Annotated in this window: 25 protein-coding genes; 1 reads left to right on the top strand and 24 read right to left on the bottom strand. The window is 37.2% G+C overall.

Annotated elements, in window-relative coordinates:
- Nucleotides 1-377: 377 nt before the first annotated feature.
- The 24 genes from MKY78_RS18000 to gpr form a co-directional block, all read right to left on the bottom strand.
- Nucleotides 378-743, bottom strand: coding sequence for a diacylglycerol kinase family protein (locus MKY78_RS18000; protein WP_339214624.1), 366 nt, complete (start codon nt 741-743; stop codon nt 378-380).
- On the bottom strand, nt 721-1,185 hold the full coding sequence (gene ybeY / locus MKY78_RS17995; protein ID WP_339214622.1) for an rRNA maturation RNase YbeY: 465 nt from the start codon (nt 1,183-1,185) through the stop codon (nt 721-723). Before ybeY ends, MKY78_RS18000 begins: the two co-directional genes overlap by 23 nt.
- Nucleotides 1,185-3,314, bottom strand: a complete 2,130-nt coding sequence (locus tag MKY78_RS17990; protein ID WP_339214620.1) for an HD family phosphohydrolase — start codon at nt 3,312-3,314, stop codon at nt 1,185-1,187. The genes ybeY and MKY78_RS17990 overlap by 1 nt, the downstream gene beginning before the upstream one ends.
- A gap of 90 nt (nt 3,315-3,404) precedes the next feature.
- Complete coding sequence (locus MKY78_RS17985; RefSeq protein WP_339214618.1) at nt 3,405-4,373, bottom strand: PhoH family protein; 969 nt, start codon at nt 4,371-4,373, stop codon at nt 3,405-3,407.
- Nucleotides 4,374-4,375: 2 nt separating this feature from the next.
- Nucleotides 4,376-5,599, bottom strand: coding sequence for a sporulation protein YqfD (gene yqfD, locus MKY78_RS17980; protein WP_339214617.1), 1,224 nt, complete (start codon nt 5,597-5,599; stop codon nt 4,376-4,378).
- 23 nt (nt 5,600-5,622) lie between these two features.
- The gene (gene yqfC, locus MKY78_RS17975; RefSeq protein ID WP_186869949.1) at nt 5,623-5,904 is read right to left on the bottom strand and encodes a sporulation protein YqfC; all 282 of its coding nucleotides are present in this window, start codon (nt 5,902-5,904) and stop codon (nt 5,623-5,625) included.
- Between the two features lie 96 nt (nt 5,905-6,000).
- On the bottom strand, nt 6,001-6,516 hold the full coding sequence (locus MKY78_RS17970) for a hypothetical protein (RefSeq protein WP_339214614.1): 516 nt from the start codon (nt 6,514-6,516) through the stop codon (nt 6,001-6,003).
- 32 nt (nt 6,517-6,548) lie between these two features.
- The gene (gene floA / locus MKY78_RS17965; protein ID WP_186869951.1) at nt 6,549-7,541 is read right to left on the bottom strand and encodes a flotillin-like protein FloA; all 993 of its coding nucleotides are present in this window, start codon (nt 7,539-7,541) and stop codon (nt 6,549-6,551) included.
- Nucleotides 7,542-7,589: 48 nt separating this feature from the next.
- On the bottom strand, nt 7,590-8,924 hold the full coding sequence (locus MKY78_RS17960) for an NfeD family protein (protein ID WP_339214612.1): 1,335 nt from the start codon (nt 8,922-8,924) through the stop codon (nt 7,590-7,592).
- A gap of 273 nt (nt 8,925-9,197) precedes the next feature.
- Entirely contained in the window at nt 9,198-9,644 is a 447-nt protein-coding gene (locus tag MKY78_RS17955) for a GatB/YqeY domain-containing protein (protein ID WP_186869953.1), read from the bottom strand.
- 15 nt (nt 9,645-9,659) lie between these two features.
- Complete coding sequence (rpsU, locus tag MKY78_RS17950; RefSeq protein WP_042145999.1) at nt 9,660-9,836, bottom strand: 30S ribosomal protein S21; 177 nt, start codon at nt 9,834-9,836, stop codon at nt 9,660-9,662.
- Nucleotides 9,837-10,004: 168 nt separating this feature from the next.
- Nucleotides 10,005-10,676: a deoxyribose-phosphate aldolase gene (gene deoC, locus MKY78_RS17945; protein ID WP_339214610.1), complete on the bottom strand. Its 672-nt coding sequence runs from the start codon at nt 10,674-10,676 to the stop codon at nt 10,005-10,007.
- A gap of 111 nt (nt 10,677-10,787) precedes the next feature.
- The gene (gene mtaB / locus MKY78_RS17940; RefSeq protein WP_339214608.1) at nt 10,788-12,143 is read right to left on the bottom strand and encodes a tRNA (N(6)-L-threonylcarbamoyladenosine(37)-C(2))-methylthiotransferase MtaB; all 1,356 of its coding nucleotides are present in this window, start codon (nt 12,141-12,143) and stop codon (nt 10,788-10,790) included.
- A 2-nt stretch (nt 12,144-12,145) separates the two neighbouring features.
- On the bottom strand, nt 12,146-12,901 hold the full coding sequence (locus MKY78_RS17935) for a 16S rRNA (uracil(1498)-N(3))-methyltransferase (RefSeq protein WP_339214607.1): 756 nt from the start codon (nt 12,899-12,901) through the stop codon (nt 12,146-12,148).
- Between the two features lie 10 nt (nt 12,902-12,911).
- Nucleotides 12,912-13,850, bottom strand: coding sequence for a 50S ribosomal protein L11 methyltransferase (prmA, locus tag MKY78_RS17930; protein WP_339217958.1), 939 nt, complete (start codon nt 13,848-13,850; stop codon nt 12,912-12,914).
- Nucleotides 13,851-13,934: 84 nt separating this feature from the next.
- Nucleotides 13,935-15,062, bottom strand: a complete 1,128-nt coding sequence (dnaJ, locus tag MKY78_RS17925) for a molecular chaperone DnaJ (RefSeq protein WP_339214606.1) — start codon at nt 15,060-15,062, stop codon at nt 13,935-13,937.
- Nucleotides 15,063-15,382: 320 nt separating this feature from the next.
- On the bottom strand, nt 15,383-17,212 hold the full coding sequence (dnaK, locus tag MKY78_RS17920; protein WP_339214605.1) for a molecular chaperone DnaK: 1,830 nt from the start codon (nt 17,210-17,212) through the stop codon (nt 15,383-15,385).
- 37 nt (nt 17,213-17,249) lie between these two features.
- On the bottom strand, nt 17,250-17,834 hold the full coding sequence (grpE, locus tag MKY78_RS17915; RefSeq protein WP_339214604.1) for a nucleotide exchange factor GrpE: 585 nt from the start codon (nt 17,832-17,834) through the stop codon (nt 17,250-17,252).
- A gap of 50 nt (nt 17,835-17,884) precedes the next feature.
- Nucleotides 17,885-18,916, bottom strand: a complete 1,032-nt coding sequence (gene hrcA, locus MKY78_RS17910) for a heat-inducible transcriptional repressor HrcA (RefSeq protein WP_339214603.1) — start codon at nt 18,914-18,916, stop codon at nt 17,885-17,887.
- Between the two features lie 63 nt (nt 18,917-18,979).
- Nucleotides 18,980-20,152 (bottom strand): radical SAM family heme chaperone HemW, encoded by a 1,173-nt coding sequence (gene hemW, locus MKY78_RS17905; protein ID WP_339214601.1) that lies wholly within the window; start codon nt 20,150-20,152, stop codon nt 18,980-18,982.
- A 440-nt stretch (nt 20,153-20,592) separates the two neighbouring features.
- Entirely contained in the window at nt 20,593-22,401 is a 1,809-nt protein-coding gene (lepA, locus tag MKY78_RS17900; protein ID WP_339214599.1) for a translation elongation factor 4, read from the bottom strand.
- A gap of 358 nt (nt 22,402-22,759) precedes the next feature.
- The gene (locus tag MKY78_RS17895) at nt 22,760-23,092 is read right to left on the bottom strand and encodes a hypothetical protein (protein WP_339214598.1); all 333 of its coding nucleotides are present in this window, start codon (nt 23,090-23,092) and stop codon (nt 22,760-22,762) included.
- Between the two features lie 14 nt (nt 23,093-23,106).
- Nucleotides 23,107-24,279: a stage II sporulation protein P gene (locus MKY78_RS17890; RefSeq protein ID WP_339214597.1), complete on the bottom strand. Its 1,173-nt coding sequence runs from the start codon at nt 24,277-24,279 to the stop codon at nt 23,107-23,109.
- Between the two features lie 106 nt (nt 24,280-24,385).
- The gene (gpr, locus tag MKY78_RS17885) at nt 24,386-25,474 is read right to left on the bottom strand and encodes a GPR endopeptidase (RefSeq protein WP_339217956.1); all 1,089 of its coding nucleotides are present in this window, start codon (nt 25,472-25,474) and stop codon (nt 24,386-24,388) included.
- Between the two features lie 201 nt (nt 25,475-25,675).
- Between gpr and rpsT the strand changes: the two genes are divergently transcribed.
- On the top strand, nt 25,676-25,942 hold the full coding sequence (gene rpsT / locus MKY78_RS17880) for a 30S ribosomal protein S20 (RefSeq protein WP_339214596.1): 267 nt from the start codon (nt 25,676-25,678) through the stop codon (nt 25,940-25,942).
- Nucleotides 25,943-25,959: the final 17 nt, after the last annotated feature.

The following is a 25,959-nucleotide window of genomic DNA, read 5'->3' as shown; positions in this document are numbered from 1 at the left end:
TTTCGTTTCTATGTTTGGTCTATTATACTACAAATTCTTCCTTGTTTCATGTTATCGACAAAACCTTTAAAAAGATTATATGCTTCGATAAGTCTCATTATGAAAAGATCATATTTACTCGTTTTTTAGCGAATTTGCGAGTTAAGTCACCAATCATCTTATTCTTTACTTTATGATGATTCAGCAAGGTAAGTGCCATACTTATCCCTTTCTCCAAATACTTGTTGTAAAGGAACAGCCACAAGTAAGCAATCTAATTGTGATGGAATCTTTACCATTAGGAATGCCTATATCTATCGAGACAAAAAACAGACCTATTGAAGAATATCCAATAGGCCTGAATTTTTCCTAAGTAAGTTCGTTACTGCTTTGTATCCTTAAAATATTTTCGGAATAAAGATGACAACCCCCACGATTAGAGCGGTGAGAGAAGCGATTAGAACCGCGCCTGCTGCTATATCTTTTATCTTCTTAGCCGCTGGGTGGATCTCAGGTTTAACATAGTTGATTATTTCTTCAATTGCTGTGTTTACCATTTCAGTGGTAACCACGAGACCCATTACAATGATAACAGCCAACCACTCTATAGTGTCAATATCGAAATAACATCCAGCAATGACCACTAGAACAATCGATAGCATATGCAAGCGAAAGTTATGTTCTGATTGGAACACTTCCTTTAACCCATTTAAAGCATAGGTAAAGCCGATAGATTTCCTTTTACCTTCCAAGGTTAAATTCACCTAGTATTTCCTCTTGTTTTTGAAACATAACCTTCTCATCTTCTTTCGTCATATGATCATAACCTAATAGATGTAGAAAACCATGCACAGCTAAAAAGCCTAATTCTCTTTCATAGGAATGATTGTAATCTGCCGCTTGTTCTTTTGCTCTTTCAACTGAAATGATAATATCACCTAGCACAACTGGTAAATCTTCTCCAACGATCTCTACTTCGTCATCTACAGTTTCTTCTAATGCGAATGAGATAACATCGGTTGGCTTATCTAAGTTACGATAATCTCGATTAATCTCTTGTATTTCCTCGTTATTCACAAACGTAACCGAAACCTCAGCATGATTCGGTACGGCTTCCTTTTTAGCAGCAATTTCTAGTAATCCTGTAATTAATTTAATTTCATCTTCTAACACCGAATTGGTATTATCTTGAAAATCTATATCCATTATTTTGCCTCCTTTGTTGGATATTGAATTCTAGAGTGAAAGATTCCTTTTAATGTTTCACAAATGGTTTGATGGACAATTTTCACTTCTTTAATTGTTAGCGGACATTCATCTAATTGTCCATCCATTAATCGCTCATTTACAATATTGGATACGATTTCTTCAATTTTTTCTTCAGTAGGTTCCTGTAATGAACGTACCGCCGCTTCTACAGAATCACAAATAGATATGACAGCAGCCTCTTTAGTTTGCGGTTTCGGACCGGGGTACCGGAAATCTGCTTCTCTTGTTGTTGGGTTCTGTTCTTTCTCTTTGAAATAAAAATACTTTAACAATGTCGTACCATGATGTTGCATTGCGACATCGATAATCTCCTTAGGCATACGATGCTTCTTGAGTAGTTCTGCACCATCATAAGGATGGCGTATAATAATTTCAGCACTCTGCTCAGGTGAAATCACGTCATGTGGATTTTTAATAGACAATTGATTTTCAATAAAATAATGCGGTCTTACGGTTTTGCCAATATCATGATAATAAGCAGCTACTCTAGCTAATAAACCATTTGCCCCAATAGCATCACATGCGGTTTCACTTAAATTAGCAACCATAATGGAGTGATGGTACGTTCCTGGAGCTTCTGTTAAGATTTTTTTGAGTAATGGTTGATTCGGACTCGATAATTGTAATAGCTTTATATCAGATAGTATACCAAGACCTGTTTCAAAAAATGGCAGTAAGCCGATTGTTAAGACAGCTGATAAAAAAGCAGAAGCTAAACCATATCCAGATAATAGTAATAAATCAGCTAATGAATATTTTTCAAAGGACAAGAATACAAATAATAGTATCGTAACAATATTCGCAATGGACATTCCAATACCAGATCGAACAATCGATAATCGATCCTTAACATTCATCAAGCATACGATTGCTGCAAATTGTGAGAAAAAGAAATAGACAACCGCTTCTATGTTAAGTGTACCTGGTATTTGCCCATTAAATATAATACCACCAAGAATAGCATATAATGCGGTTAACACGATAGCTAATCGTTCATTGATTAGCTGCTTAACTAAGAGAACCCCAGTTGCTACAGGCACAATAAAGAAGAGCTCATTAGCATGTGTCGTAAATAGACTAATCGTTTTCATTAAAGAAACAACGAAAAAGCTGATTAATAAGATTGAAGCAATTGCTCCTTTATCCAGTCTCTTATAATTATCGATTCGGTTCATCTCATAAAAAATGATCGATCCAATCAATATAATGAGAATGGCTAATCCGATAACTGGAAATACATTACGGTCTTCATTTAAAAGTCCAACTAATTGAAGTTTTTCATAAACTTCATTTGTTATGGTCTCTCCTTCTCTAACAATTACTTCACCAGCATTAATCATAACTGGCTCGACCGTACTAGCTGCCTGTTTTCTTGCCTCTTCTGTCTTATCAGCATCGTAGAAAGAGTTCTCAACAATAACAAATTCGGTCAGTTCTTGTAACGCCTCAATTAAATTATCATCTAATGTAGAATAGCGAATATTTTCTTTAATACTTTCGATAGCACTATTCATATTCGCTGTTCGTACACCAGTCTCGTATACCTCTTGAACATAGGTAATGAACAGTTCTTCCCCTTGTTCTCTTTCCTCAGGTGATACATCAATTAACCTAAGAAATACACTGTCATCCACTTTTTCCGTTATACTGTTGGATAGTAATTGTTTTAATCGCTCTACTTTTTCGCGATTGTTTAAAGGAGCTGGTACGTCGCTTTCATCCTCCTTCATGGATTCCGCTTCTAATTTATCTACAGCATTAAAAATCTCTTCTATGTATCCAATCTGTTCCTGGGCAATTTCTGTTGAAATATCAAATCGATCCTGCACGGACTGATAAACTTCTCTAGTCTTTCTCTTCGTCTCTTGTTGATTTTCTATGGTGATTGGTGAACGAATCGTTTCTCTTGCTGTTGTCAGAGGTTCAATATCATATGTTTCCGTGTATACATTATTAAAGGATAATAGAAAAAAATAAAGGCTTAATGCGATAATCGGTACAACAATACGTAGAAATTTGCTTCTTATTTTCATGATATATTCTATAATATTCTTAAACGAATTCATGATTTCACCTCTTTATCTTCATATTTCCCATCAAGTAATTCATTATTTCGAAAAATAAAGAAATAAGACCCTCCAAACGGGTCTCCTAGACTAATCAATCTTGTTGCTTTTTTCGTATGCATCTATGATTCGCTGTACCAATGGATGTCTCACTACGTCTGTTTGTGTGAGATGGACAAAAGAAATTCCTGTTATAGCGCCTAACATTTTCTCTGCCACATGTAGTCCAGATTTTTTCCCTTTTGGTAAGTCAATTTGTGTTACATCACCAGTTATAACCATTTTCGAACCAAAACCTAGTCGAGTCAGGAACATCTTCATTTGTTCTGGCGTTGTATTCTGCGCTTCATCTAATATAACAAAGGCATCATCTAGTGTGCGTCCTCTCATATAGGCTAGAGGAGCAATCTCAATTGTCTCTCTTTCGATTAACCGCAGTGTATGCTCTGCTCCTAATACATCATTTAATGCATCATACAATGGTCTTAAGTAAGGATCAACCTTCTCCTTCAAATCACCAGGTAAAAATCCTAAGCTTTCACCTGCTTCAACAGCTGGTCTAGTTAAAATGATTCGCTTTACTTGACCATTCTTAAGAGCTTGAACAGCCATAACAACGGCAAGATATGTTTTACCTGTACCTGCAGGACCGATACCAAATACTAAATCATTCTCTCTTATGGCTGCTATATAGCTTTTTTGTCCAAGGGTTTTAATTCGAATGGACTTTCCTTTAACATTTTTTGTGATGACATCCTCAAATAGCGTTTCAAATTGATTGATTCTTCCTTCCTTTGCAAGCTCAATCGCATAAACAATATCACGCTCAGCTATTGTTATTCCCTTACGAACCACGTTTAGAAGGGTTAAAAGGATATCCTGTACAATTGCAATATCACTATCAGTTCCAGAAACACTAATTTTCTCTCCTCTTGTTATAATAGAGACGTTAAGTTTTTCTTCAATATGTTTTAAGTATCTGTCATTATTCCCAAAAAGCTCGAGAGCCTCTTCTGGATTGGTTAGTTCAATATCAATTGCGTTTAAGTTATCAGGCATATTCAATCTCCTTGAGTTATAGGTTGTGCTTTAGCAATATTTTCCTCAACTGTCATATATAATTCTAATTTAACTTTACCATTCTCTACAGATTCATGCAAAACTTTTTCTGATACAATCTTAGCCTCCGGTCCAAGCTGTAGTTGAAGCTCCTCTTTCGCTTGTTCGATACCTGCTTTTCTTGCCTGTTCCTTCGTTCGTTCTAACTCGTGATACTGTTTTTCACTTAAAGTTGTTTCTATTATTTTTAACGGTAAATCCCATTTTATAAATTTTATTGGCGTTTCGATGCTTTCATAGTGAATTGCCTCATATTCTGGTGTTCCGAATCCCCATACTGGTAATTTAAAGTCACGAATGCCTATATAATATTTTTTCTCCTGTTGACCAGTAACAAGTTCATAATTTTGATTTAATGGAATACTAACATTCATTTCGTACCATGTTCTAGCAATAATTTCACCTTCTGCTGGTACGACTATCGAATCATTTTTCTTTTCTTCCTCATCATCCTGATTCTGTGCTACTTCATTTAATGTACCCGAAACTAGAACTTGTCCAGGCTGCACGTAATCATTAATTTCCACTTTTGGTAAGCCTTTCGCGACATACATTTTCTTGATAACACCCTTCTTTGTCGCCACCAAATCTCTCGGTCCCCCTATTTCTTCCTCTTTAACAACAATTTTTTCTACTCCTTCTAATTGAAAGGTTGTCCCTTTTTGCCTGACACCAACCCAAAGCAATTCAGGAATGTCATTGGTTAGTTTCTGCTGGATAATTCCCGGTGAATCTAATGTAAAAATCCAAGCACCTGGATGAATACCATACTCATCTAGTTGTTTGGCGATTTTTTCTTCAATTTCGATAGGTAAATCACCCGTAACCTCTACTTTCCAAATGATATTGGACATAAAAAGAATCATTAATATGCTCATCACAAGCGATAGAACAAATTCTCTTCTTTTTATAAAGCGACTTATTATAAATGGGTAACCTTTCCGCTGTTCAAACGTAATCTTATATTTTTTTTCACGTCTTAATTGTTTCACTCTAGCTATATCAGATAGCTTAACATTACCACTACACGTTTCGTTACCTTCTCTTTTAATATTCCATACGGTAATACCACGATTGGCACATGCTTGGAAAAAATGATCTGGCAAACGACCTTTTACCACAATTCTTACATATCCCTTGAAATATGACCCCTGTATCTGTTTCATTTCGTCCTCCCATTTACTAACGTTTATCCTGGAATAAACTTAACATCTGTTATGTTTCCTTCCAGTAATATTTCTTCTGGTAACATCATCTTTAATACAAATGACGATCCTTTTATTTGGATATAGCCCTTTGTTGTTTTTAACCTTAATTCGTCGTCCGTGAATACGGCGAGTCCTTTATGATTTTCAATGTATACATGTATTTGGCCAATAATCGTTATTCTTGGTAGTTCCATTACAACATCAGAAGGCAATGCGAGGTATTTTACTAGCCATGGTCGTAATCGTTGTTGTAATTTCTTCACAGATGCGAGCCCCCTCTCACATACATATTTATGAGAAACTAAAACAGTTAAGAACTAAAAAACCCAAAAGCATCATAAGGATGCTTTTGGGTTTCATTATCGTGATATATGTCTTTTTCTCTCTGTTATTACATTTTGGTAAGGCTTCCTTGCTCTTGGTGGGCCTAGCACCTCCGACATAATGATGCCTTGTACTAATCCACGTCGATTAAGGCCAGTCTTTACCTCTTTCTTAAATTTCTCTTTATTTTCAGCTACCTTGTTCGTAGCCTGATGCTTAATCGCATCCTGTATACTAGATCCTAATCCTACATCCTGTTGACTTATGTCATCAAGATTCACCTTAGATCCAGTATTCATTCTGCTTTTTAACTGTTCCATTTGCTGCTTTTGCTGTTCTTCAATAGAAGGTTGCACTGGAGCAGTTCTTTGAGTCGTACTCCGCGTTCTCTCTTGACCTCCTGAAGGGGTAGGATTTGGTCTAGGTACATTCGTTGGTCGACTTGGTGTTCGTTGCTTTTTCTCATTTTGCTCATTGTTCCCAATCGTTCCTTTAATAATCCCAAAGAGGATAATGGCAATGAGAGGTAAAAAATTTAATATTTCTTCCATCATGTCCCCCCTTCCTGTTAATAGCAACTAAATTACTTGTTCTCATCATTGTTTTCTTTAGATAATTTTCCAATAGAATCACGCATATCAGTGTCTGCATTAATATTTTCGTAATTCAAATAATCCATCACACCTAATTTTCCAGAACGTAATGCCTCTGCAAGTGCAAGTGGTACTTCCGCTTCTGCTTCCACCACTTTCGCACGCATTTCTTGTACACGCGCTACCATTTCTTGTTCTTGTGCTACCGCCATTGCACGACGTTCTTCGGCTTTCGCCTGAGCAATATTTTTATCTGCCTCTGCTTGGTCAGTTTGTAAAATCGCTCCAATGTTCTTACCGATATCAACATCAGCAATATCAATCGATAGAATTTCGAATGCTGTACCAGCATCTAAGCCTTTAGAAAGGACAGTATGTGAAATAGAATCTGGATTTTCTAAAACTTTTGCATGTGTTTCTGAACTACCTATTGTACTAACGACACCTTCCCCAACGCGGGCAATGATGGTTTCTTCACCAGCACCCCCTACTAGGCGGTCGATGTTAGCACGTACTGTAATTCTTGCTTTTGCTTTTACCTCGATACCATCCATGGCAATACCAGCAATAAATGGTGTCTCAATTACTTCAGGATTAACACTCATTTGTACTGCTTCTAATACATCACGACCAGCAAGGTCAATAGCCGCAGCACGTTCAAATGATAACTCAATATTCGCACGATGTGCAGCGATTAAAGCATTTACCACTCTATCAACATTACCACCAGCTAAGTAGTGACTTTCCAGTTGATTTGTTTTAACATCAAGTCCTGCCTTGTGTGCTTTAATTAATGGGTTAATTACTCGACTAGGTACCACTCGGCGTAGACGCATTCCGATTAATTGAAGTATACCTACTCGAACACCAGCAGCTAATGCACTAATCCAGAGTGTAACAGGTATAAAAGTAAATAGGATTGCAATTGCAATCAAGATCACAGCGATTAAAATCACCGGAAAAATGTATTCTTGTGGATCCATATAAATTTCCTCCTAAAGTTTATTTATCTTATAGGTTATTAATTAACCTTATAATTCCCTAACAAGTATACGTGCTCCTTCAACTTTTACTACTTTAACTGGTACATTCACTTGAATAAAACTACCTTCCGATACAACATCCACTCTGTCTTTCCCGAAGATAGCAACTCCTGAAGGTCTAAGAGATGTCGCTGTGACACCTACCATACCAATTAATTCAAGTCGATTTTCATTGGACACATAGCCTAACTCTGTTGTTGTGCGGTCCCGAAGTATGACATGACGAAACACGCCTTTATCCAGACCTACTCTTCTAAATAAGATAACAGATGCAATGATGACAACTAGTAAAGCAATTGCAACACTTATCGTCATATGTCCAATATTAGCACCTGACATAAAGATTGAACCAATTATGGCACCAACTCCTAATAAGCCTAATATACCACCTGGAACAAAAAATTCAGCAATGAGAAGTGCTATACCGATAACTAAGATAATAATTGCTTCCATCCCGGCAAGTCCTGCGACCACATGACCATAGAAAAATAATACTAATGAGATTATTCCTATACTACCTGGCACACCAAATCCTGGGGAATACAGTTCAACAATTAATCCCAATCCTGCTAGTGATAATAGGATGGAAATAACGATTGGGTTCGTTATAAATCTAGCTATGTTCTCTGCAAGAGTAGTTTCTGTTTGAATAATAGTTGCATTCGATAATCCTAGCTCATGCAGCAATTCAGTACGGTGGGATACAATTCCTTCAGCATATCCGACTTCCACCGCTTCTTGTGGTGTTAAGGTTAAAAATTCTCCCTCCGGTGCATCTAGTTCAGGTAAATCAATACTAGAATCTGCCATGGCAGCTGCATATAGAGGGTCTCTTCCACCAGCCTCAGCGGCACTAGTCATGGCCTTTAGCCAAGCTGACTGTGCTTTCTTGTCAGCCGCAGTCCCATCTGAATTAATAACGCCACTTGCTCCCATCGTAGCTCTTGGAGTCATATATATGTTATCGGTATGAAGCGCTATATAAGATCCAGCAGATAGGGCTTGACTAATAATAAATGATGTTGTTGGAATATCTAAATCAGCAATAATCGTTCCAATATTATCAGCCGCTTGCACGCTTCCACCTGGAGTATTAATCTCAAAAATAATGTGATCTGCACCAGCTTCTACAGCCTCTTTAGTTGTTCTAGATAGAAAGGCTTCTAATCCCCGTTCCACATCATTTTCAATCGGGATGACATAGATAAGCTTACCCCCACCCTGTTCATCCGCATGTGCTACTTCTCCAGTATTAGGTGAAAATACCGATAAAAACAAAGTAGCGAATATGGCAATATAGAGTATCAATCGTTTTTTCGGCAATGATGGCACCTCCTTTATACACCTATTCATACGTTGTGAGTCTATGTAAGGTTTCAAAAAAGATTTAAAAATGTTATTAACTATAGTAAATAGTATCATAATTTGATGGTGGAACGGTAGGGATATGAGAAAGGATAGGATATAAAATTCATACCTACCATTATGTATAAGGAAAAAAAGACGGTCTTAAGCAAAATCCAATAACACTTTACATTTTAAAGTTCCCATTTAAGTAAAAAACCCTTGCCTATCAGCAAGGGTTTCTAGGGTATACTAATTCAAGAATTCTTGAACTAATTTATTAATTTTAGAGCCATCAGCTTTACCTTTTACTTTTGGCATAACCGCACTCATCACTTTACCCATATCTTTTTTTGAAGATGCACCAGTTTCTTGAATCGTTTCTTGAATAATAGCCGAAAGCTCTTCATCTGAAAGTTGTTTAGGCATATATTCTTGAATGATTTTGATTTCCGTTTCAAGTTTTTCAACAAGATCATCGCGTCCAGCTGATTTAAATTCTTGGAGGGAATCTTTTCTTTGTTTCATTTCTCTTGATAAAATTGATAATTCTTCGTCTTCCGATAAATCACTTTTACCAAGCTTTATCGATTCGTTCTGTAATGAAGCTTTAACCATGCGAATCACACTAAGTTTTTCTTTGTCCTTACTCTTCATCGCTTGCTTCATATCATCGTTCAACTGTGTAAGTAATGACATCTTCTAGCACCTTCTTTAGAATTTACGCTTTCTAGCAGCTTCAGATTTCTTTTTACGACGAACGCTAGGTTTTTCATAGTGTTCACGCTTACGATATTCTTGTAGTGTCCCACTTTTTGCAACACTACGTTTAAAGCGACGAAGAGCATCCTCAAGAGACTCGTTTTTACGAACGCGAGTTGTATTTGACATGCTAATTTCCCTCCCTCCGAAGCATAAAACAGATTATAAAGACGAATGACATATCACACGCCTTTTGTAATTATAATATAACACGAAACATCGGTCAACTGATTATTTCTTGTTCGTGTTTTTTTCTTTCTCTTTCAGTTTGTGACTACTATTATTTAGGCAATACCATTAATAATCAGAAGTCCCTTGATTACCATTGATAATGTCTACTCCTGCACTAGCACCAATTCTTGTCGCACCCGCACTAATCATGGCTTCTGCTCCAGCTAAGTCACGTACTCCACCAGATGCTTTTACTCCCATATCCGGTCCGACTGTTTTACGCATTAACGTAATATCTTCAACGGTTGCGCCTCCTCCAGAGAAACCTGTTGAAGTTTTTACAAAGTCAGCTCCAGCTTCTTTAGCTAGTTTACAAGCACGTACTTTTTCATCATCTGATAGTAGTGATGTTTCGATGATTACTTTCGTTAATGCTTGTCCTTTAGCAGCCTCAACTACAGCTTGAATATCTTGCTTAACTAATTCATCATTACCTGATTTCAATTCTCCAATGTTAATGACCATATCTACTTCAGTAGCACCATCAGAAATGGCTTGTTTTGTTTCAAATACTTTTACTTCAGTAGATGTTGCTCCTAATGGAAAACCGATTACTGTACATACTTTTACTTCCGTATCTTTTAAATACTCATAACATAAGGATACCCAATGTGGATTAACACAAACGGATGCAAATTTGTATTCTTTCGCTTCTTCTACAATCTTTAGAATACTGTTTTTTGTTGTATCTGGCTTTAAAAGCGTATGATCAATATATTTTTCTAAATTTTGTATCATGGTTAACTCCCCTTTATCAGTTGTACGTACCTCTTTGGTATCATAGCATTTTCTAAAATAAAAAGCTATTTATTATCGGTTATTCGCTAAATAAAATGCCCAGTCTTATGACTAGGCATTCATTTTTATTTTACCATGGGTGGCATGTTCCATAATTCTTACAAAAGTACCCTCGTTATATGGATAACCTGATTTTGTTATTTTTACACGGACAATTTTCCCGATCATATCAGGTGTACCTTCAAACTTCACTTTAAGATAGTTATCCGTATAGCCGACTAACATATTCGGATTATCCTCTTCTGGTGCACGTTCTTCTGGAATTACTTCAAGTACTTCGTTTTCATATCGAGATGCATATGCTTTTGCTAGTTCCTCTGATAGGTCTATCATCCGTTGAACTCGCTCATTTTTCACATCTTCGTCCACTTGGTCTTCCATTCTAGCAGCAGGCGTCCCTGTTCTGCGAGAAAACGGGAATACATGTAGCTCGGAATAACCAACTTTTTTAATAAAATTATAAGTTTCCATAAACTCTTCTTCTGTTTCTCCAGGGAATCCAACAATAACATCAGAAGTAATCGCAAGATCTGGTAAAGCACGACGTATTTTCTCTACTTTTTGATAATAATAATCTGTTGAATACTTTCTTCTCATCCGTTTTAAAACAGAGTCAGAACCAGATTGTAATGGGATATGTAAATGACGCACGATCTTCTCCGATTGGTCTAATACATCAATGACTTCATCGGTAATCTGACTCGCTTCAATTGAAGATACCCTTATCCGTTGTAATCCTTCAACTTTAGACTCTAAATCACGTAAAAGCATTGCAAAGTTGTAGTCATTTAAATCTTCCCCGTAGCCAGCAGTATGAATTCCTGTCAATACAATCTCTTTATAGCCAGCATCTACTAATTTTTGAGCTTGATCTAATACACTCTCAGGGTCTCTTGAACGTAATAACCCTCTAGACCATGGAATAATACAGAATGTACAAAAGTTATTACAACCTTCTTGAATTTTCAATGAGGCACGTGTTCTATCAGAAAATTCTGGAACGTCCATTTCCTCAAATACGCGATTTTTCATGATGTTTGACACACCATTAATTGGCTCTTTCGTTTTCTTATGATCTTCAATATATTGAATCATATTTTTACGATCTTGCGTACCGACTACAACATCCACACCAGGTATTTCTAATATCTCACCAGGTGACGTTTGTGCATAGCATCCTGTAACACAGACAATACCATCGGGATTTTTACGAACAGCTCTTCTAATAATTTGTCTACTTTTTTTGTCTCCTGAGTTCGTTACGGTACACGTATTAATAACATAGACATCGGAATCATGGTCAAAATCGACACGTTCATAACCTTGCTCCTTAAACATCCGCCATATTCCTTCTGTTTCATAATGATTTACCTTACACCCTAATGTGTGAAATGCAACTGTTGGCATTACTAGTCCTCCAATTCTTCCAAATGGTATGAAATACTAGCCAGTGCGTATAAAGCAGCTGTCTCGGTCCTTAAAATTCTAGGACCTAATCGAACAGGGAGAAAGTGATGTTCTTTCAATATATCAACTTCATCAGTTGAAAAGCCACCCTCTGGACCAATACATATTATAACTCGGTCTCCCTTGTTTAGCTTACTTACAACACTTGCAAATGATTGGAAAGAAGCCGTTTTTGCCTCTTCTTCATATGCGAAAAGTCGTACATGATAGGTGTTACTTTCCTCAATAAGCTGCTTCAACTTCATTGCTGGCTTAATTTCTGGTAAATGATTGCGGTGGGATTGCTCACTTGCTTCTTTTATAATTTTACGGTAACGTGTTAATTTCTTTTCTTCTTTCTTAGCATCCCATTTTACAACAGTTCTATCAGCCTGAAAAGGGATAAAAGCACTTGCACCGAGTTCGGTTCCCTTTTGTAGCACCAAATCCATTTTATCGCCCTTCGGTAAGCCTTGGGCAATGGTTACATAGACAGGTAGCTCGCTATCCCTTTCTAACCACTCTACAACTTCTGCAGTTACGGAATCCGTATCCATTTGTACAATTTTACAAATAGCTCCCTTTGAATCTGGTGGATTACATATTATCCGGTCATCTACCTGCATACGCATTACTCTTACTATGTGGTGAGCATCATCACCAGCAATTACTACAGTATCATTTCTCCAATTTTCTGTTGGAACAAAGTACCTTTGCATAAAAAAGCACCTACTTTTTCTTCGCTACTACAGAAACCCAGTCTTCCAGTTCATTAATTTCGATTATTTCAAACCCCTGATCCTCTAGCTGCTCTAAGACCATTTCCTTTTTCGCTTGAATGATGCCAGAAGTAATAAAATAACCACCCTGAATGAGATTATCCCATGCTTCCTTAATAAATCGAACAATGATTTCTGCTAATATGTTAGAAACAATGACATCCACCTTCATATGAACATCCTGCAACAAATTATTTTGTTTCGTATGGATTAATTGATCAACTTGATTGACTTTTGCATTCATTGTCGTACTAGTCACAGCAATTTCGTCTAAATCATACGCATAAATTTCCTTAGCACCTAGAAATGCAGAGGCAATACTAAGTACACCCGAACCACATCCAACATCGATTACCGTTTCATCGCCTTTAAGGTATTTCTCTAATGCACGAATACTTAAAATCGTGGTTGGATGTGTCCCCGTACCAAATGCCATCCCAGGATCTAATTCAATAACAATTTCTTCTTTAGACTTTGGTGTATATTCTTCCCATGTTGGCGTAATGGTAATTTTATCGGAAATGTGCACTGGTTTATAATATTTCTTCCATGCTGTTGACCAATCCTCTTCATCTACTTCGCTCAATGTAATCTGATTTTCACCAAGATCAATGTCAAAGGTTCTCAAATTATTTACTGCTAACTTGATTGCATCAACTGTCTCACCTAAAGAGCTATTAGTAGGTAAATAAGCCTTTATATATACACCCTCTTCTGGATAATCATTCGCATCAAGCTCAAAAATCTCACCATACATCGTGTCCTTCTCAATGATTAAGTCTAGCGGGTCCTCAATAACGACACCACTTGCTCCCAAATCATGTAGGATATTGGAAATCGGTTCGATAGCTTCATTTGTGGTATGGATACAAATCTCTGACCATTTCAAGCAAATCTCACTCTTTTCTTTTTCATTATAGTCTTGTATTCCGGTTCCTATCATCGTTATGTATTAGGGAATTAGGTTAAAATCCTATTCCCCTTTAAATGCTCTTTTGAATTTCTGGAAAAGTGAATCCTCTTGTTCCTCTGCTTTTCCATTACCAGAAATCTCATTAAATTCTCGTAATAATTCTTTCTGACGATCGGTTAATTTAGTAGGTGTTACAACACGAACTTTAATATGTTGATCTCCTTGTCCATAACCTCTTACATTAGGTGCTCCCTTACCTTTTAGACGAAATACCTTACCAGTCTGAGTACCAGCAGGGACTTTTAGCTTCACCTTACCATGGACAGTTGGAACCTCTACTTCATCACCAAGAGCTGCTTGTGCAAAGTTTAATGGTAGCTCACAGTAAATATGATCTCCTTCACGAGTAAAGAATTCATGGCTACGTACTTGAATAACAACATATAAATCACCACTAGGACCACCGTTCTTACCTGGTTCCCCTTTTCCTGCTACACGAATTTGTTGTCCATCATCAATACCAGCAGGAATGGTAATGTGGATTTTTTTGTTCTTTTTAACAGTACCTTTGCCACTACATGTTGTACATTTTTCCTTAATAACCTTTCCAGATCCATCACAATAATGACAAACTCGGCGGTTTACTACACGACCAAATGGCGTATTCTGTTCGGTATTTAATTGACCTGAACCATGACAGTGAGAACATGTTTCTGGCTTAGTACCAGGCTTTGCTCCAGAACCATGACATGTAGCACATTGTTCATCTTTAGGTATCGTAATATCTGCTTCTTTTCCGAAGATAGCTTCCTCGAAATCTAATATCATCGTATATTGTAAGTCTGCACCTTGTTGTGGGGCGTTCGGATCTCTTCTACGTCCCCCTCCACCAAAGAACATGTCAAATATATCGCCAAATCCACCAAAATCCTGAGAACCACCGAAGCCACCAAAGCCTTGGCCTCCATTCATTCCGGCATGGCCGAATTGATCATATTGTGCACGTTTTTGATCATTGGATAATGTCTCGTATGCTTCCTTCACTTCTTTAAATTTATCAGCAGCATCTGGCTCTTTGTTTACGTCTGGATGGTATTTACGAGCTAATTTGCGGTATGCCTTTTTGATTTCTTCTTTAGATGCGCTTTTGTCTATACCTAAGACTTCATAATAATCTCGTTTTGACACTCTGTATCACTCTCCCGAATCACTTTCACATAGAGTAAATCATAACATTAACAACATTATGATGGCAAATGGTTCATTGCTTGTGCTTTAGTAGATTTAGTTAATAAACCATATCGTCCAATCGATTAACACACTGGATACTTACAAATAAGGATAGCTTCCTATATTCTGCTCGTACTCAACTAGTGGCCTCATTATCCGTAAGAAATTTGTGTGTGACCGACGAAGCATCTTGCCAACTATTGGGGTGAACCAACTTAACTTAAAAAAGTCAAAGTCAAGAAGGTCCTGACTTTGACTTTTTTTGTGCACGTATTTACTTATTTTTTCTCTTCGTCATCGACTTCTTGGTAATCAGCGTCAACTACATCATCTGACGTGTTTTGAGCTGCATCTTCTTGACCAGCTTGGTTTGCTTGAGCCATTTGTTCATATAGCTTTACAGATAACTGTTGTACTTGTTCTTGTAACGCTTCTTTTTTCGCTTTAATTTCATCGAGGTCATTACCTTCTACAGCTTTTTTCAACTCTTCTTTAGCTGCTTCTGCTTTTTGTTTTTCCTCATCCGAAACTTTATCCGCTAAATCTTTTAGCGTTTTATCGGTTGTAAAGATTAATTGTTCTGCTTCATTACGAAGCTCCACTTCTTCACGACGCTTCTTATCAGCTTCCGCATTTTCCTCTGCTTCTTGTACCATACGTTCTACTTCTTCATCTGATAAGCCGGAAGAAGATTTAATCGTAATGGATTGTTCTTTATTCGTACCCATGTCTTTTGCACGTACATTAACGATACCGTTAGCATCGATATCAAAGGATACCTCAATTTGTGGTACTCCTCTTGGTGCTGGTGGGATATCCGTTAATTGGAAGCGACCAAGTGTTTTATTGTCTGCTGCCATCTCACGTTCCCCTTGAAGAACATGAATATCTACAGCGGTCTGATTATCAGCTGCTGTTGAGAACACTTGTGAATGACTAGTAGGGATTGTTGTATTACGTTCAATAAGTTTCGTAAATACGCCACCCATAGTCTCAATACCAAGTGAAAGTGGTGTTACATCAAGTAATACAACATCTTTCACATCACCTTGTAAGACACCACCTTGAATAGCAGCACCTAATGCTACTACTTCGTCTGGGTTTACCCCTTTAGATGGTTCTTTACCAATTTCACGTTTGATTGCTTCTTGTACTGCTGGAATACGTGTTGAACCACCAACTAAAATAACTTTATCAATATCATTTGCAGTTAAATCTGCATCGCGTAATGCTTTACGAGTTGGGATCATTGTACGTTCAACTAGGTCAGAAGATAACTCTTCGAACTTAGAACGAGTTAGGTTCATCTCTAAATGTAATGGACCAGCTTCTCCTGCAGTAATGAATGGTAATGAGATTTGTGTTTGGGAAACACCTGATAAATCTTTCTTAGCTTTTTCAGCTGCATCTTTTAGACGTTGCATAGCCATTTTATCTTTTGCAAGGTCAATTCCGTTTTCTTTTTTGAATTCTGAAACTAGATGCTCGATGATAACTTCGTCAAAATCATCTCCACCTAGTCGGTTATCCCCTGCAGTTGCAATTACTTCAAATGTACCTTCACCAATATCTAGGATGGATACATCAAAAGTACCTCCACCAAGGTCGTAAACAAGGATAGTTTGGTCTTCATTTGACTTTTCAATTCCATATGCTAAAGCAGCTGCTGTTGGTTCGTTAATAATACGCTCTACTTCTAAACCAGCAATTTTACCAGCATCTTTTGTAGCTTGGCGTTCAGCGTCATTAAAGTATGCAGGTACTGTAATAACTGCCTTATCCACTTTTTCACCAATATAATCTTCTGCGTAAGATTTTAAATGTTGAAGAATAATAGCAGATACTTCTTGAGGTGTATATTCTTTATCTTCAACTTTTACTTTATAATCTGTACCCATATGACGTTTAATAGAAAGAATCGTATTCGGGTTAGTAATAGATTGGCGTTTTGCTACTTCCCCTACCTGTCTTTCTCCATTTTTAAACGCTACAGCTGATGGTGTCGTACGGTTCCCTTCAGGATTAGGGATAACAACCGCTTCTCCACCTTCCATAACTGCAACACAAGAGTTTGTTGTTCCTAAATCAATTCCGATGATTTTACCCATGAATTATTTCCTCCTTGACAAGATAGCCTTCTTTAAATTATTGGTTTACTTTTACCATTGCAGGACGGATTACACGATCCTTCATCATGTACCCCTTTTGTAGTTCCTCTACTACCGTATTCGGTTCAAAGCCTTCTTCCTCAACCTGCATAACGGCTTGATGAATATTGGGATCAAATTCTTTCCCAACAGCTTCGATAGGTTCAACACCTTGTGATTTTAATGCATCCACAAGCTGTCTATATACCATCGAAATTCCATCTAACAAGTTCTTGTTAGCATCTGTCGTTTCTACTTGTAAAGCACGCTCGAAATTATCGATTGCAGGTAAAAGCTCTGTAGCAAGATCCTGTGCTTTATACTTGCGCTCCGCTTCCCGTTCTTTAATGGAACGTTTTTTGTAGTTATCAAATTCAGCTTGTGTTCTTAATAGTCGTTGGTATAACTCTTCTTTTTCTTGTTGAACTTTCGCCAACTCTGCTTCTAGCTCGGTTGTTTCTGAATCAGGTTCAGTACCTTCTTCTTCAGTTGTCACTTCGGAGTCGGCAGTTTGCTCTTCCTTTTCATCTTGTTCGTCAAGATTCTTCTCATCTTCGACCCCTGTAACATCTTTTTCTTCCATGATTCGCACCTCCAAAATACAACTCAGAAAGACATGCTCTTCCCATGCCTTTACCCGTTGTTTTTATACCATAAGTATAAAGCATCTGTCATTTCATTTGATAGCGCATTTAATAATGTAATTACTTTGCGGTATTCCATCCGTGTAGGTCCAATTAGTGCAATAGTTCCCATTTGTTCACTTCCTAATTGATAGGAAGCAGTAATCAAACTGAAATCCTTGATTTCGTCAACCTTATTTTCATTTCCAATGGTCACCTTTATTCCATGTTGTGGTGTCTTTAATAAATTTACAACCTGATTCTCGTTTTCCATCATTTGATAGAATGACCGAACTTTATTAATATCATTAAATTCTGGTTGTGTTAATAAATTTGTTTTTCCACCTATATAGAGCTTTACCGGTTGATCACGGAAGAAGGCAGACGCTAAATATTGAAAGGATTTTTCAAAATCACGAACGTACATCCTCATTAATGATACTACTTCCGTTGTTATAACATCTGGTAATCGTGCCAGTGAAACGCCCTTTAATCGTTCATTTAAAATATTGACGATTTTTTCCAAGTCAGATGGGCTAATTTCTCCAGGGATCGTGAAAGAACGATGTTCAACATGACCGGAATCTGTAACCAGTATTGCAACTGCCGTATGATCCGACAGTGGAACAATTTGCAACTGTTTTACTTTTGTTTCGAATATTTCTGGACCTAAAATGATGGACGTATAATTTGTTAAATCAGACAATACCTCAGCCGATTTTTGTACGAGCTTTTCAAAGTCAATAAATTCATCCCGAATTAAATCCTTCATTATATTTAAATTACTTTTATCAATAGACGGTGCAATGACATGGTCTACATAATAACGATATCCTTTTTCTGATGGCACACGGCCTGAAGAAGAATGCGTTTTTTCGATAAAACCCATTTCTTCCAAATCCGCCATCACATTACGGATAGTTGCAGCACTGAAGGATATTTCATCTTTTTTTGAAATCGCACGTGAACCAACTGGGTGGGCTGATTCAATAAAATCATCAATAATAACTTGCAAAATCATTAATTGCCTATCCGTTAACATTAATGATCACCCCTGTTAGCACTCTCTTACCTCGAGTGCTAATACTACTAATAAATTATCAAATCACGATTTTTTTGTCAATGCTATTGCCTCTAGATCTTCTTCTTCCAACAGAAAATACTCAAATACATCATTTCCAAATAGTAACCCTTGCTGTGAAAGATGGATGGTCTCTTTATCATTAATTAACCAACCCTTTTGAACTAGGTGTTCAATTTGTTGTTTATACAGTAATTCATGTGAAAACCCAAACTTGTCCTGGAAGACTTTCTTATGGACCCCACACAGTTTTCGTAACCCTAAGAACCATTCTTCCTCAATTTGCTCTTTTAAACCTATCGTTTCAACCTTTAGAATTGGTTTTCCATCCTCATTTGCTTGTTTGATATATGCCGGTAATGGTCGAATATTCATGGTACGTTTTCCTGGTAAGTAACCACTCGCACCGGCTCCAAAACCATAGTAATAATCATTATTCCAATAGGTCAAATTATGTTTACTTTCAAAACCGGACTTGGCAAAGTTACTTATTTCATATTGTATTAGTCCACTTTGCCGCATTTTTGATTGCAGGATGTCATACATTTCTACCTCTTCTTCTTGAGCAGGTCGATGTAATTGTCCTTTTTTATAACGGTTATAAAAAATCGTTTTTGGTTCGATCTGTAAGGAATAAGCTGAATAATGTGGTAAACCAAAGGAAAGTGCCTCAGTAACCGTTTTTTCAAAATGCTTAGGTGTTTGATTCGGTAAAGAGTAAATCATATCTAAACTAATATTAGTTAAGCCAGCCGTGTTTAATAGTTCAACCGTTTTATATACATCTTTTACGCGATGGGCTCTTCCAAGTTCCGCTAACATCACATCATCAAACACTTGAACACCAAGTGACACACGATTTATACCGTATTCCTTTAAGAGTTTCGCCTTATCTGCATCAAAGTCTCCTGGATTAGCTTCAATGGTATATTCTTTACAATTCCAAACGTCAAATTTTTCTGCCACGAACATTAGTAATTTTTTTAATTGGGAATAGGTTAAAGCAGTCGGGGTTCCTCCGCCAATAAAAATCGTTTTGACGGGATGCTTACTGCCTTGAATTTGTGTGTTTATTTCGTTTTCTAGTGCTTCTAAATATTCCGTTGCCAATTGTTCATTATAAAAGAACTTTGTAAAATCGCAATAATGACAGATGTGCTGACAGAACGGGATATGGATATATACTGATTGAATCATATTATGTCTCCTAACCATCCTAAAACTTTTCTTGGATTGACATCTTCTGAAAAATTGTAGGCTCTATAATTAAAAAAGAAAAAAGGCTGGAACAAAAGAATTTATCTCAAAGGAAAAACCGAATAACGAGCAAAGACCCAGCTCCGGAAATATACTTGCGGTTGCTTCCAGTACAGGGGCGACATCTGCTCGAAAAAACCCTGGCAGCGTCTACCTTGCACTTTATCACAGCATAAGCGCGACATCTGCTCGAGAGAACCTCGCAGTGTCTTCTTTACCGCCGGGCAGCTGGTGAGCCTCCTCGTGCTACTTCTTTAGGGGTCTCAGGCAGTGCCCTTTCCTCCCGCAGGAGTCTACGTATATTTTCGGAGCTAGCATCGTGTATCATTCGGTTATACATTTAATTCTTTTCGTTATGTCCTAGCCTCGTTCTCTTACTATTATTCATCATCCATTTTTAATACGGCCATAAATGCTTCTTGTGGTACTTCTACTGAACCAACCATCTTCATTCGTTTTTTTCCTTCTTTTTGCTTCTCTAGAAGTTTTCTCTTACGGGATATATCCCCACCATAACATTTTGCTAATACGTTTTTACGCATTGCTTTGATGGTTGATCTTGCAACTATTTTATTTCCAACTGCTGCTTGTACCGGAACTTCGAATTGTTGTCTAGGAATTAATTCTTTTAATTTCTCTACGATTTGCTTCCCGCGATCATATGAAAAATCTTTATGCACAATAAACGATAACGCATCGATTGTCTCACCATTTAGCAGGATATCCATTTTCACTAGTTTCGATGCTTGATAACCTAATAATTCATAATCAAATGATGCATACCCTTTTGTATTGGATTTCAATTGATCAAAGAAATCGTACACAATTTCAGAAAGTGGGATATGATAAATCACATTGACTCGAATATCATCGAGATATTCCATGTCAATAAACTGACCACGCTTCTTTTGAGCGATTTCCATTACTGGTCCTACGTATTCATTCGGTACCATAATAGTAGCTTTCACATACGGTTCACGAATTTCTTGAATCTTCTGCGGATCTGGCATGACAGATGGATTATCAATCGTTAAAACTTCTCCGTCTGTTTGCTCTACTTCATAGATTACACTAGGAGCAGTAGTTATAAGATCAATTTTAAATTCACGTTCAATACGTTCTTGAATTATTTCCATGTGTAATAATCCTAAAAACCCACAACGGAAGCCAAATCCTAACGCTTGTGACGTCTCTGCTTCATATTGTAAAGCTGAGTCATTCAATTCTAATCGTTCGAGCGCCTCACGTAAATCGTTATATTTACTGGAATCTACTGGGTAAAGTCCACAATAAACCATAGGATTTAAGCGTCGATATCCTGGTAATGGCTCTTTTGCTGGATTATCTGCTAGTGTAATGGTATCTCCTACACGTGTATCTCCAACATTCTTAATGGACGCGGTAATATAGCCAACGTCTCCAACATTTAGCTCTTTAAGTGGCAATTGTTTTGGTGTAAACACACCAACCTCGTTTACCTCAAATTCTTTACCGGTTGCCATCATTTTAATACGATCGCCAACTTTTACAGATCCTTCTTTCACACAGACATACGCGACAACACCACGATAGGAATCATATAATGAATCAAAAATAAGTGCTTTTAAAGGCTCATCTGGATCTCCAGCCGGTGGTGGGACGGCCTCCGTAATTCGCTCAAGAATGTCTTCGATACCAATATTCGCTTTAGCAGATGCTAAAATAACGTCATCAGGATCAATTCCGATTACTTCCTCCAGTTCTTTCTTTACACGTTCTGGGTCAGCACTAGGTAGGTCAATCTTATTAATAACTGGAATAATCTCTAATTCATTATCTAATGCGAGATAAACATTCGCAAGTGTTTGCGCTTCAATTCCTTGTGCTGCATCAACTACTAAAATGGCACCTTCACAAGCCGCCAAACTTCTAGATACTTCATATGTAAAATCAACATGTCCTGGGGTATCAATTAAATGGAACGTAAAATCTTCCCCACTTTTACTCTTATATTGTAATTGTACTGCATTCAATTTAATCGTTATGCCACGTTCTCGTTCCAAATCCATTGCATCAAGAATTTGGTCTTTCATTTCACGTTTTGTAACGGTTTGTGTATTCTCTAAAATACGGTCAGCCAAAGTCGACTTACCATGGTCAATATGGGCTATGATAGAAAAATTACGTACATTCTCTTGGTTTCTTACCATACGTGATGTTCACTCCTACTTGCCTTTACCCATTTTCGGTAAAGTACATATTTAATACATCCTAGTATTAGAAAAACTCGCATTCGCACATCTTTTGCGAATATGTTGTTTTTTCTTATGCTGGTTAGGAAAGCTAATTGTCCTTTCCTATCTGCCAACAATTCGATGATTGCTAGGATGATTATAGCAATTGGAGTCTATTGTTTCAAGAAAGAGTTGCCATAATCATACATAAAGACGCAATATCTCGATTTAGTAGAATGATTTACTTTCAACCACGATATCTAATCTAACGCAAGAAGTGGCTCAACTACGCGGGAAACATCGCATATTCGAGCCACATCTAGTACAGATTTAGTTAGAAAAATAATTGGGAAATCTGATATAAGATTTCAACAACCAGATCATAAAAACCTTGAACCACAACTTCTAAAAAGGATGCTGTCTTCTGGCTTAGCTGGTCAGGATTCGAAACAGAAAGCTCCTCGGTAATTGTTGTTTGATTAACGATTTCCGGATTTTCCGACTTATCATTAGTAGTTTGTTGGATCTGTGAGGATGCTTCCACAACTTCACTACCAGTCCTTGTATCGGTCGCTGGTACTTGTTTTCCAGTATGGTCAACACCTACGATAGCACCTACTAGAAAACAAATAACGAGTAGTAGCACCACAGATATAAACTTAAACATCCTGATCTACCTCCCTATTCCGAACTAACCTTTTCCGCATCCCAGTATAATTCACTAAACACTTCTGCCAATGCGTCTGCAGATCGATATAATTCCTCTAAATTATTATCTATTCCACCTATTTCTACTGTTAAAGCATTCTCATGTAAGTCTTGATTAAATACCCCGTCGGTCCCTGCGCCTTTTTTAGGAGGTAATACTCCCCTACTTAGACCCGGGTATTTCTCTTGCATTAGCTTATGAAGTCTACTTGCAAACTCCAGATTCTTCTCATAATTTTCATTATCTCCACCTATTACAAACGCAATCTTAGCGTATGCTTCTCCATCGATTTCTTTTGTAGTTGCTTCTCTTCTTAATGAATCCCGATGAATATCAAATACATATTGTATATCTTGATTATTAGCAAAAACCTCCTGGACAGTACCCCGAATCGAAGTGTAAGATTGCCAGTACTCCATGTTGTTCTGCTCCAATAATTTCATGTTATCTGTATCATCAAGCTTATTACCGATACCATATTTTTTTAGGGCATTAGAGAGGCGCTCACTTACTAATGTGACATTCACTTCACTATGCTGTGCTAAATTAGGATTGTTTACGCCTGGTAAATGAGGTAAAAATGATTCATAGTTATGTGTATTATAAATATAAACAACTTCTCTATCTCCAGTTGATGGCGTTCCTTCTGGTGAATCCTCTGGAGTTTCCACTTCAACCTCTTCATCGATTACGGCTTCCCTATCTTTTAACACTTCTTCTAGCGGAGGTGATGATTCCACTGGAAGATTCGTATAATTCGTTCCTTCCCCAGCAATGAAAATCTCACTATCATAAATCGAAAAACCAGGAAGTTCATTTCCAAGTAAACTTCTCGGATCATCCGGCCTGACACTGGTTGCTATTTGAAATAGAGTTGAGGATAAATTTGGCAATTCTGTTTCTGGCGGAAGTCCCTTCATAAAAATGCGATTTTCCATTCCTAATAAATACATAAAGGTAGAGCTCTCAATTTCACTTGTCCAATTTGTTAATGTATTGGACGATAATCGAAAAGCAGGTGAAATAGTGGTAAAAAGTCCGATAAAGAGAAACAAAATAATCACACTGACAACATATAAAACACTTTTTTTAACATATTGAGGTAATCTATTTTCACGTTTAAAACGATGAGGTCCTAGCATCATGTTCCACCTTCCTAGTTCGTCTTTAGTAAAATCTATGACGAATCCTTGGAAGGTAGAACTGTTATCTCTTATTTTTCACAAAATTTAATAGATTTATACGCATTTCTTATCGAGAGTAGGAAGCAATATTATTCACATCTACCGCCTCATGAAGGGCAGCGTTTATACCATTGGCCAAAACATGTGACATATCAACCATAAAACCATCTACTTCTTTTGGCGTTACCATCATATTATAGCCTGTTGGTGTTAGCACCTCTGAAATAAGCTTTCTTTTTTCTTCTTCAGATAGATTCCCTACAATCCCCATAAAGGTCTGTCTCTTTTCTGAATCTGGCAAATCTTCTTCGTTATACTCCTTACCACCAAAAGACATACTCGCTGGGGCAAGTGCTTTAGATGGGCGATCCTTTTCTCGCCATTCCCTACCGAAATGCTTCAGTATAAAATCGATAGTATCACTAGTTATCGTTACAGCATCAACAACTGTCGGTACCCCAATCGCCAATACAGGAACACCTAGTGTTTCCTTACTAAGCTCCTTACGCTTATTCCCCACTCCCGAACCAGGATGGATACCAGAATCAGATAATTGAATGGTTTCATTAACCCGTTCTATCGATCTGGATGCTAAGGCATCAACCGCTAACACAAAATCAGGCTTAAACTTTTCTACAATCCCAAAAATAATATTGCTTGTCTCTATCCCAGTAATCCCCATTACTCCAGGGGTTACGGCTCCAACTGGTCTATAGCCATCTGAGACAGATTCATGTTCTAACTTAAATAAATGACTCGTTACAAGCACTTTCTCCACTGTCATAGGACCAAGAGCATCTGGTGTTACATTCCAGTTTCCTAATCCAACTATAAGTCCAGTTGCATTTTTCTTGATATTGTTTTTCTCAAGTAAATTCTCAATTTCTCGTGCCAGAATCTTTGCTGCATTTTCTTGGCGTTTCGTATCCTGTTTCTTCACCCCATCTGCATAGATAGTTACATAGGACCCTGGTTTCTTACCTAAGAGTTGAGCACCCTCATCATCTATTTCAACATAGGATATTTTAATACCATTTTCTTCGATATCCTTCAGTTTAACTCCTTTTATATGCTCTTCAGAGGGAGTTTCCTTCTCAACGTACATATCCTTCGCTTCCACTGCTAAATCCGTACGAACTTGAAATTGGTTTTCCATCATATCCTTTTTATCCAAAATAAATCTCATCCTTTCAACTTGATAACTACACAAATCTATAGAATTATCCTTCGCATTTTCACTAAAAACATACAAATTACCATGAATAAAGGATAATAGTTATTGAAAACACGCTCCAACTTTGGTACAATGTCTCTTGTTCAATGTAATGAACGTTTGTGTTTTTTAGGAGGTGAAATCATGGCTAATATTAAATCCGCAATTAAACGTGTTGAAGTAAACAATAAAAAACGTGCTCAAAATCAATCAGACAAATCTGAAATGCGTTCACAAATAAAGATTTTAGAAAAATTTGTTGAAGCAAATGATGTAGAAAATGCTAAAACTGCATTAACTGCAACTATTAAAAAAATTGATAAAGCAGTACAAAAAGGTCTTATCCATAAAAATGCTGGTGCTCGTCAAAAGAGTCGTCTAGCTAAAAAAGTTAACGGTCTTGGTGCCTAAACAATAAAAAACGATCC

Origin of the sequence: Ornithinibacillus sp. FSL M8-0202 (assembly GCF_037975285.1) — a bacterium.
GTDB lineage: Bacteria > Bacillota > Bacilli > Bacillales > Amphibacillaceae > Ornithinibacillus > Ornithinibacillus massiliensis.
Note: the sequence above shows the minus strand (reverse complement) of the source record. Positions and strands in the feature narration are given on the sequence as shown.

Bases quoted from the DNA above. Each gene is read 5' to 3' on its own strand.
- ybeY (WP_339214622.1), bottom strand. From the start codon at position 1,185: ATGGATATAGATTTTCAAGATAATACCAATTCGGTGTTAGAAGATGAA.
- MKY78_RS17990 (WP_339214620.1), bottom strand. From the start codon at position 3,314: ATGAATTCGTTTAAGAATATTATAGAATATATCATGAAAATAAGAAGC.
- MKY78_RS17985 (WP_339214618.1), bottom strand. From the start codon at position 4,373: ATGCCTGATAACTTAAACGCAATTGATATTGAACTAACCAATCCAGAA.
- yqfD (WP_339214617.1), bottom strand. From the start codon at position 5,599: ATGAAACAGATACAGGGGTCATATTTCAAGGGATATGTAAGAATTGTG.
- MKY78_RS17970 (WP_339214614.1), bottom strand. From the start codon at position 6,516: ATGGAAGAAATATTAAATTTTTTACCTCTCATTGCCATTATCCTCTTT.
- floA (WP_186869951.1), bottom strand. From the start codon at position 7,541: ATGGATCCACAAGAATACATTTTTCCGGTGATTTTAATCGCTGTGATC.
- MKY78_RS17955 (WP_186869953.1), bottom strand. From the start codon at position 9,644: ATGTCATTACTTACACAGTTGAACGATGATATGAAGCAAGCGATGAAG.
- rpsU (WP_042145999.1), bottom strand. From the start codon at position 9,836: ATGTCAAATACAACTCGCGTTCGTAAAAACGAGTCTCTTGAGGATGCT.
- deoC (WP_339214610.1), bottom strand. From the start codon at position 10,676: ATGATACAAAATTTAGAAAAATATATTGATCATACGCTTTTAAAGCCA.
- mtaB (WP_339214608.1), bottom strand. From the start codon at position 12,143: ATGCCAACAGTTGCATTTCACACATTAGGGTGTAAGGTAAATCATTAT.
- MKY78_RS17935 (WP_339214607.1), bottom strand. From the start codon at position 12,901: ATGCAAAGGTACTTTGTTCCAACAGAAAATTGGAGAAATGATACTGTA.
- dnaK (WP_339214605.1), bottom strand. From the start codon at position 17,212: ATGGGTAAAATCATCGGAATTGATTTAGGAACAACAAACTCTTGTGTT.
- grpE (WP_339214604.1), bottom strand. From the start codon at position 17,834: ATGGAAGAAAAAGATGTTACAGGGGTCGAAGATGAGAAGAATCTTGAC.
- hrcA (WP_339214603.1), bottom strand. From the start codon at position 18,916: ATGTTAACGGATAGGCAATTAATGATTTTGCAAGTTATTATTGATGAT.
- hemW (WP_339214601.1), bottom strand. From the start codon at position 20,152: ATGATTCAATCAGTATATATCCATATCCCGTTCTGTCAGCACATCTGT.
- lepA (WP_339214599.1), bottom strand. From the start codon at position 22,401: ATGGTAAGAAACCAAGAGAATGTACGTAATTTTTCTATCATAGCCCAT.
- MKY78_RS17895 (WP_339214598.1), bottom strand. From the start codon at position 23,092: ATGTTTAAGTTTATATCTGTGGTGCTACTACTCGTTATTTGTTTTCTA.
- MKY78_RS17890 (WP_339214597.1), bottom strand. From the start codon at position 24,279: ATGATGCTAGGACCTCATCGTTTTAAACGTGAAAATAGATTACCTCAA.
- gpr (WP_339217956.1), bottom strand. From the start codon at position 25,474: ATGGAAAACCAATTTCAAGTTCGTACGGATTTAGCAGTGGAAGCGAAG.
- rpsT (WP_339214596.1), top strand. From the start codon at position 25,676: ATGGCTAATATTAAATCCGCAATTAAACGTGTTGAAGTAAACAATAAA.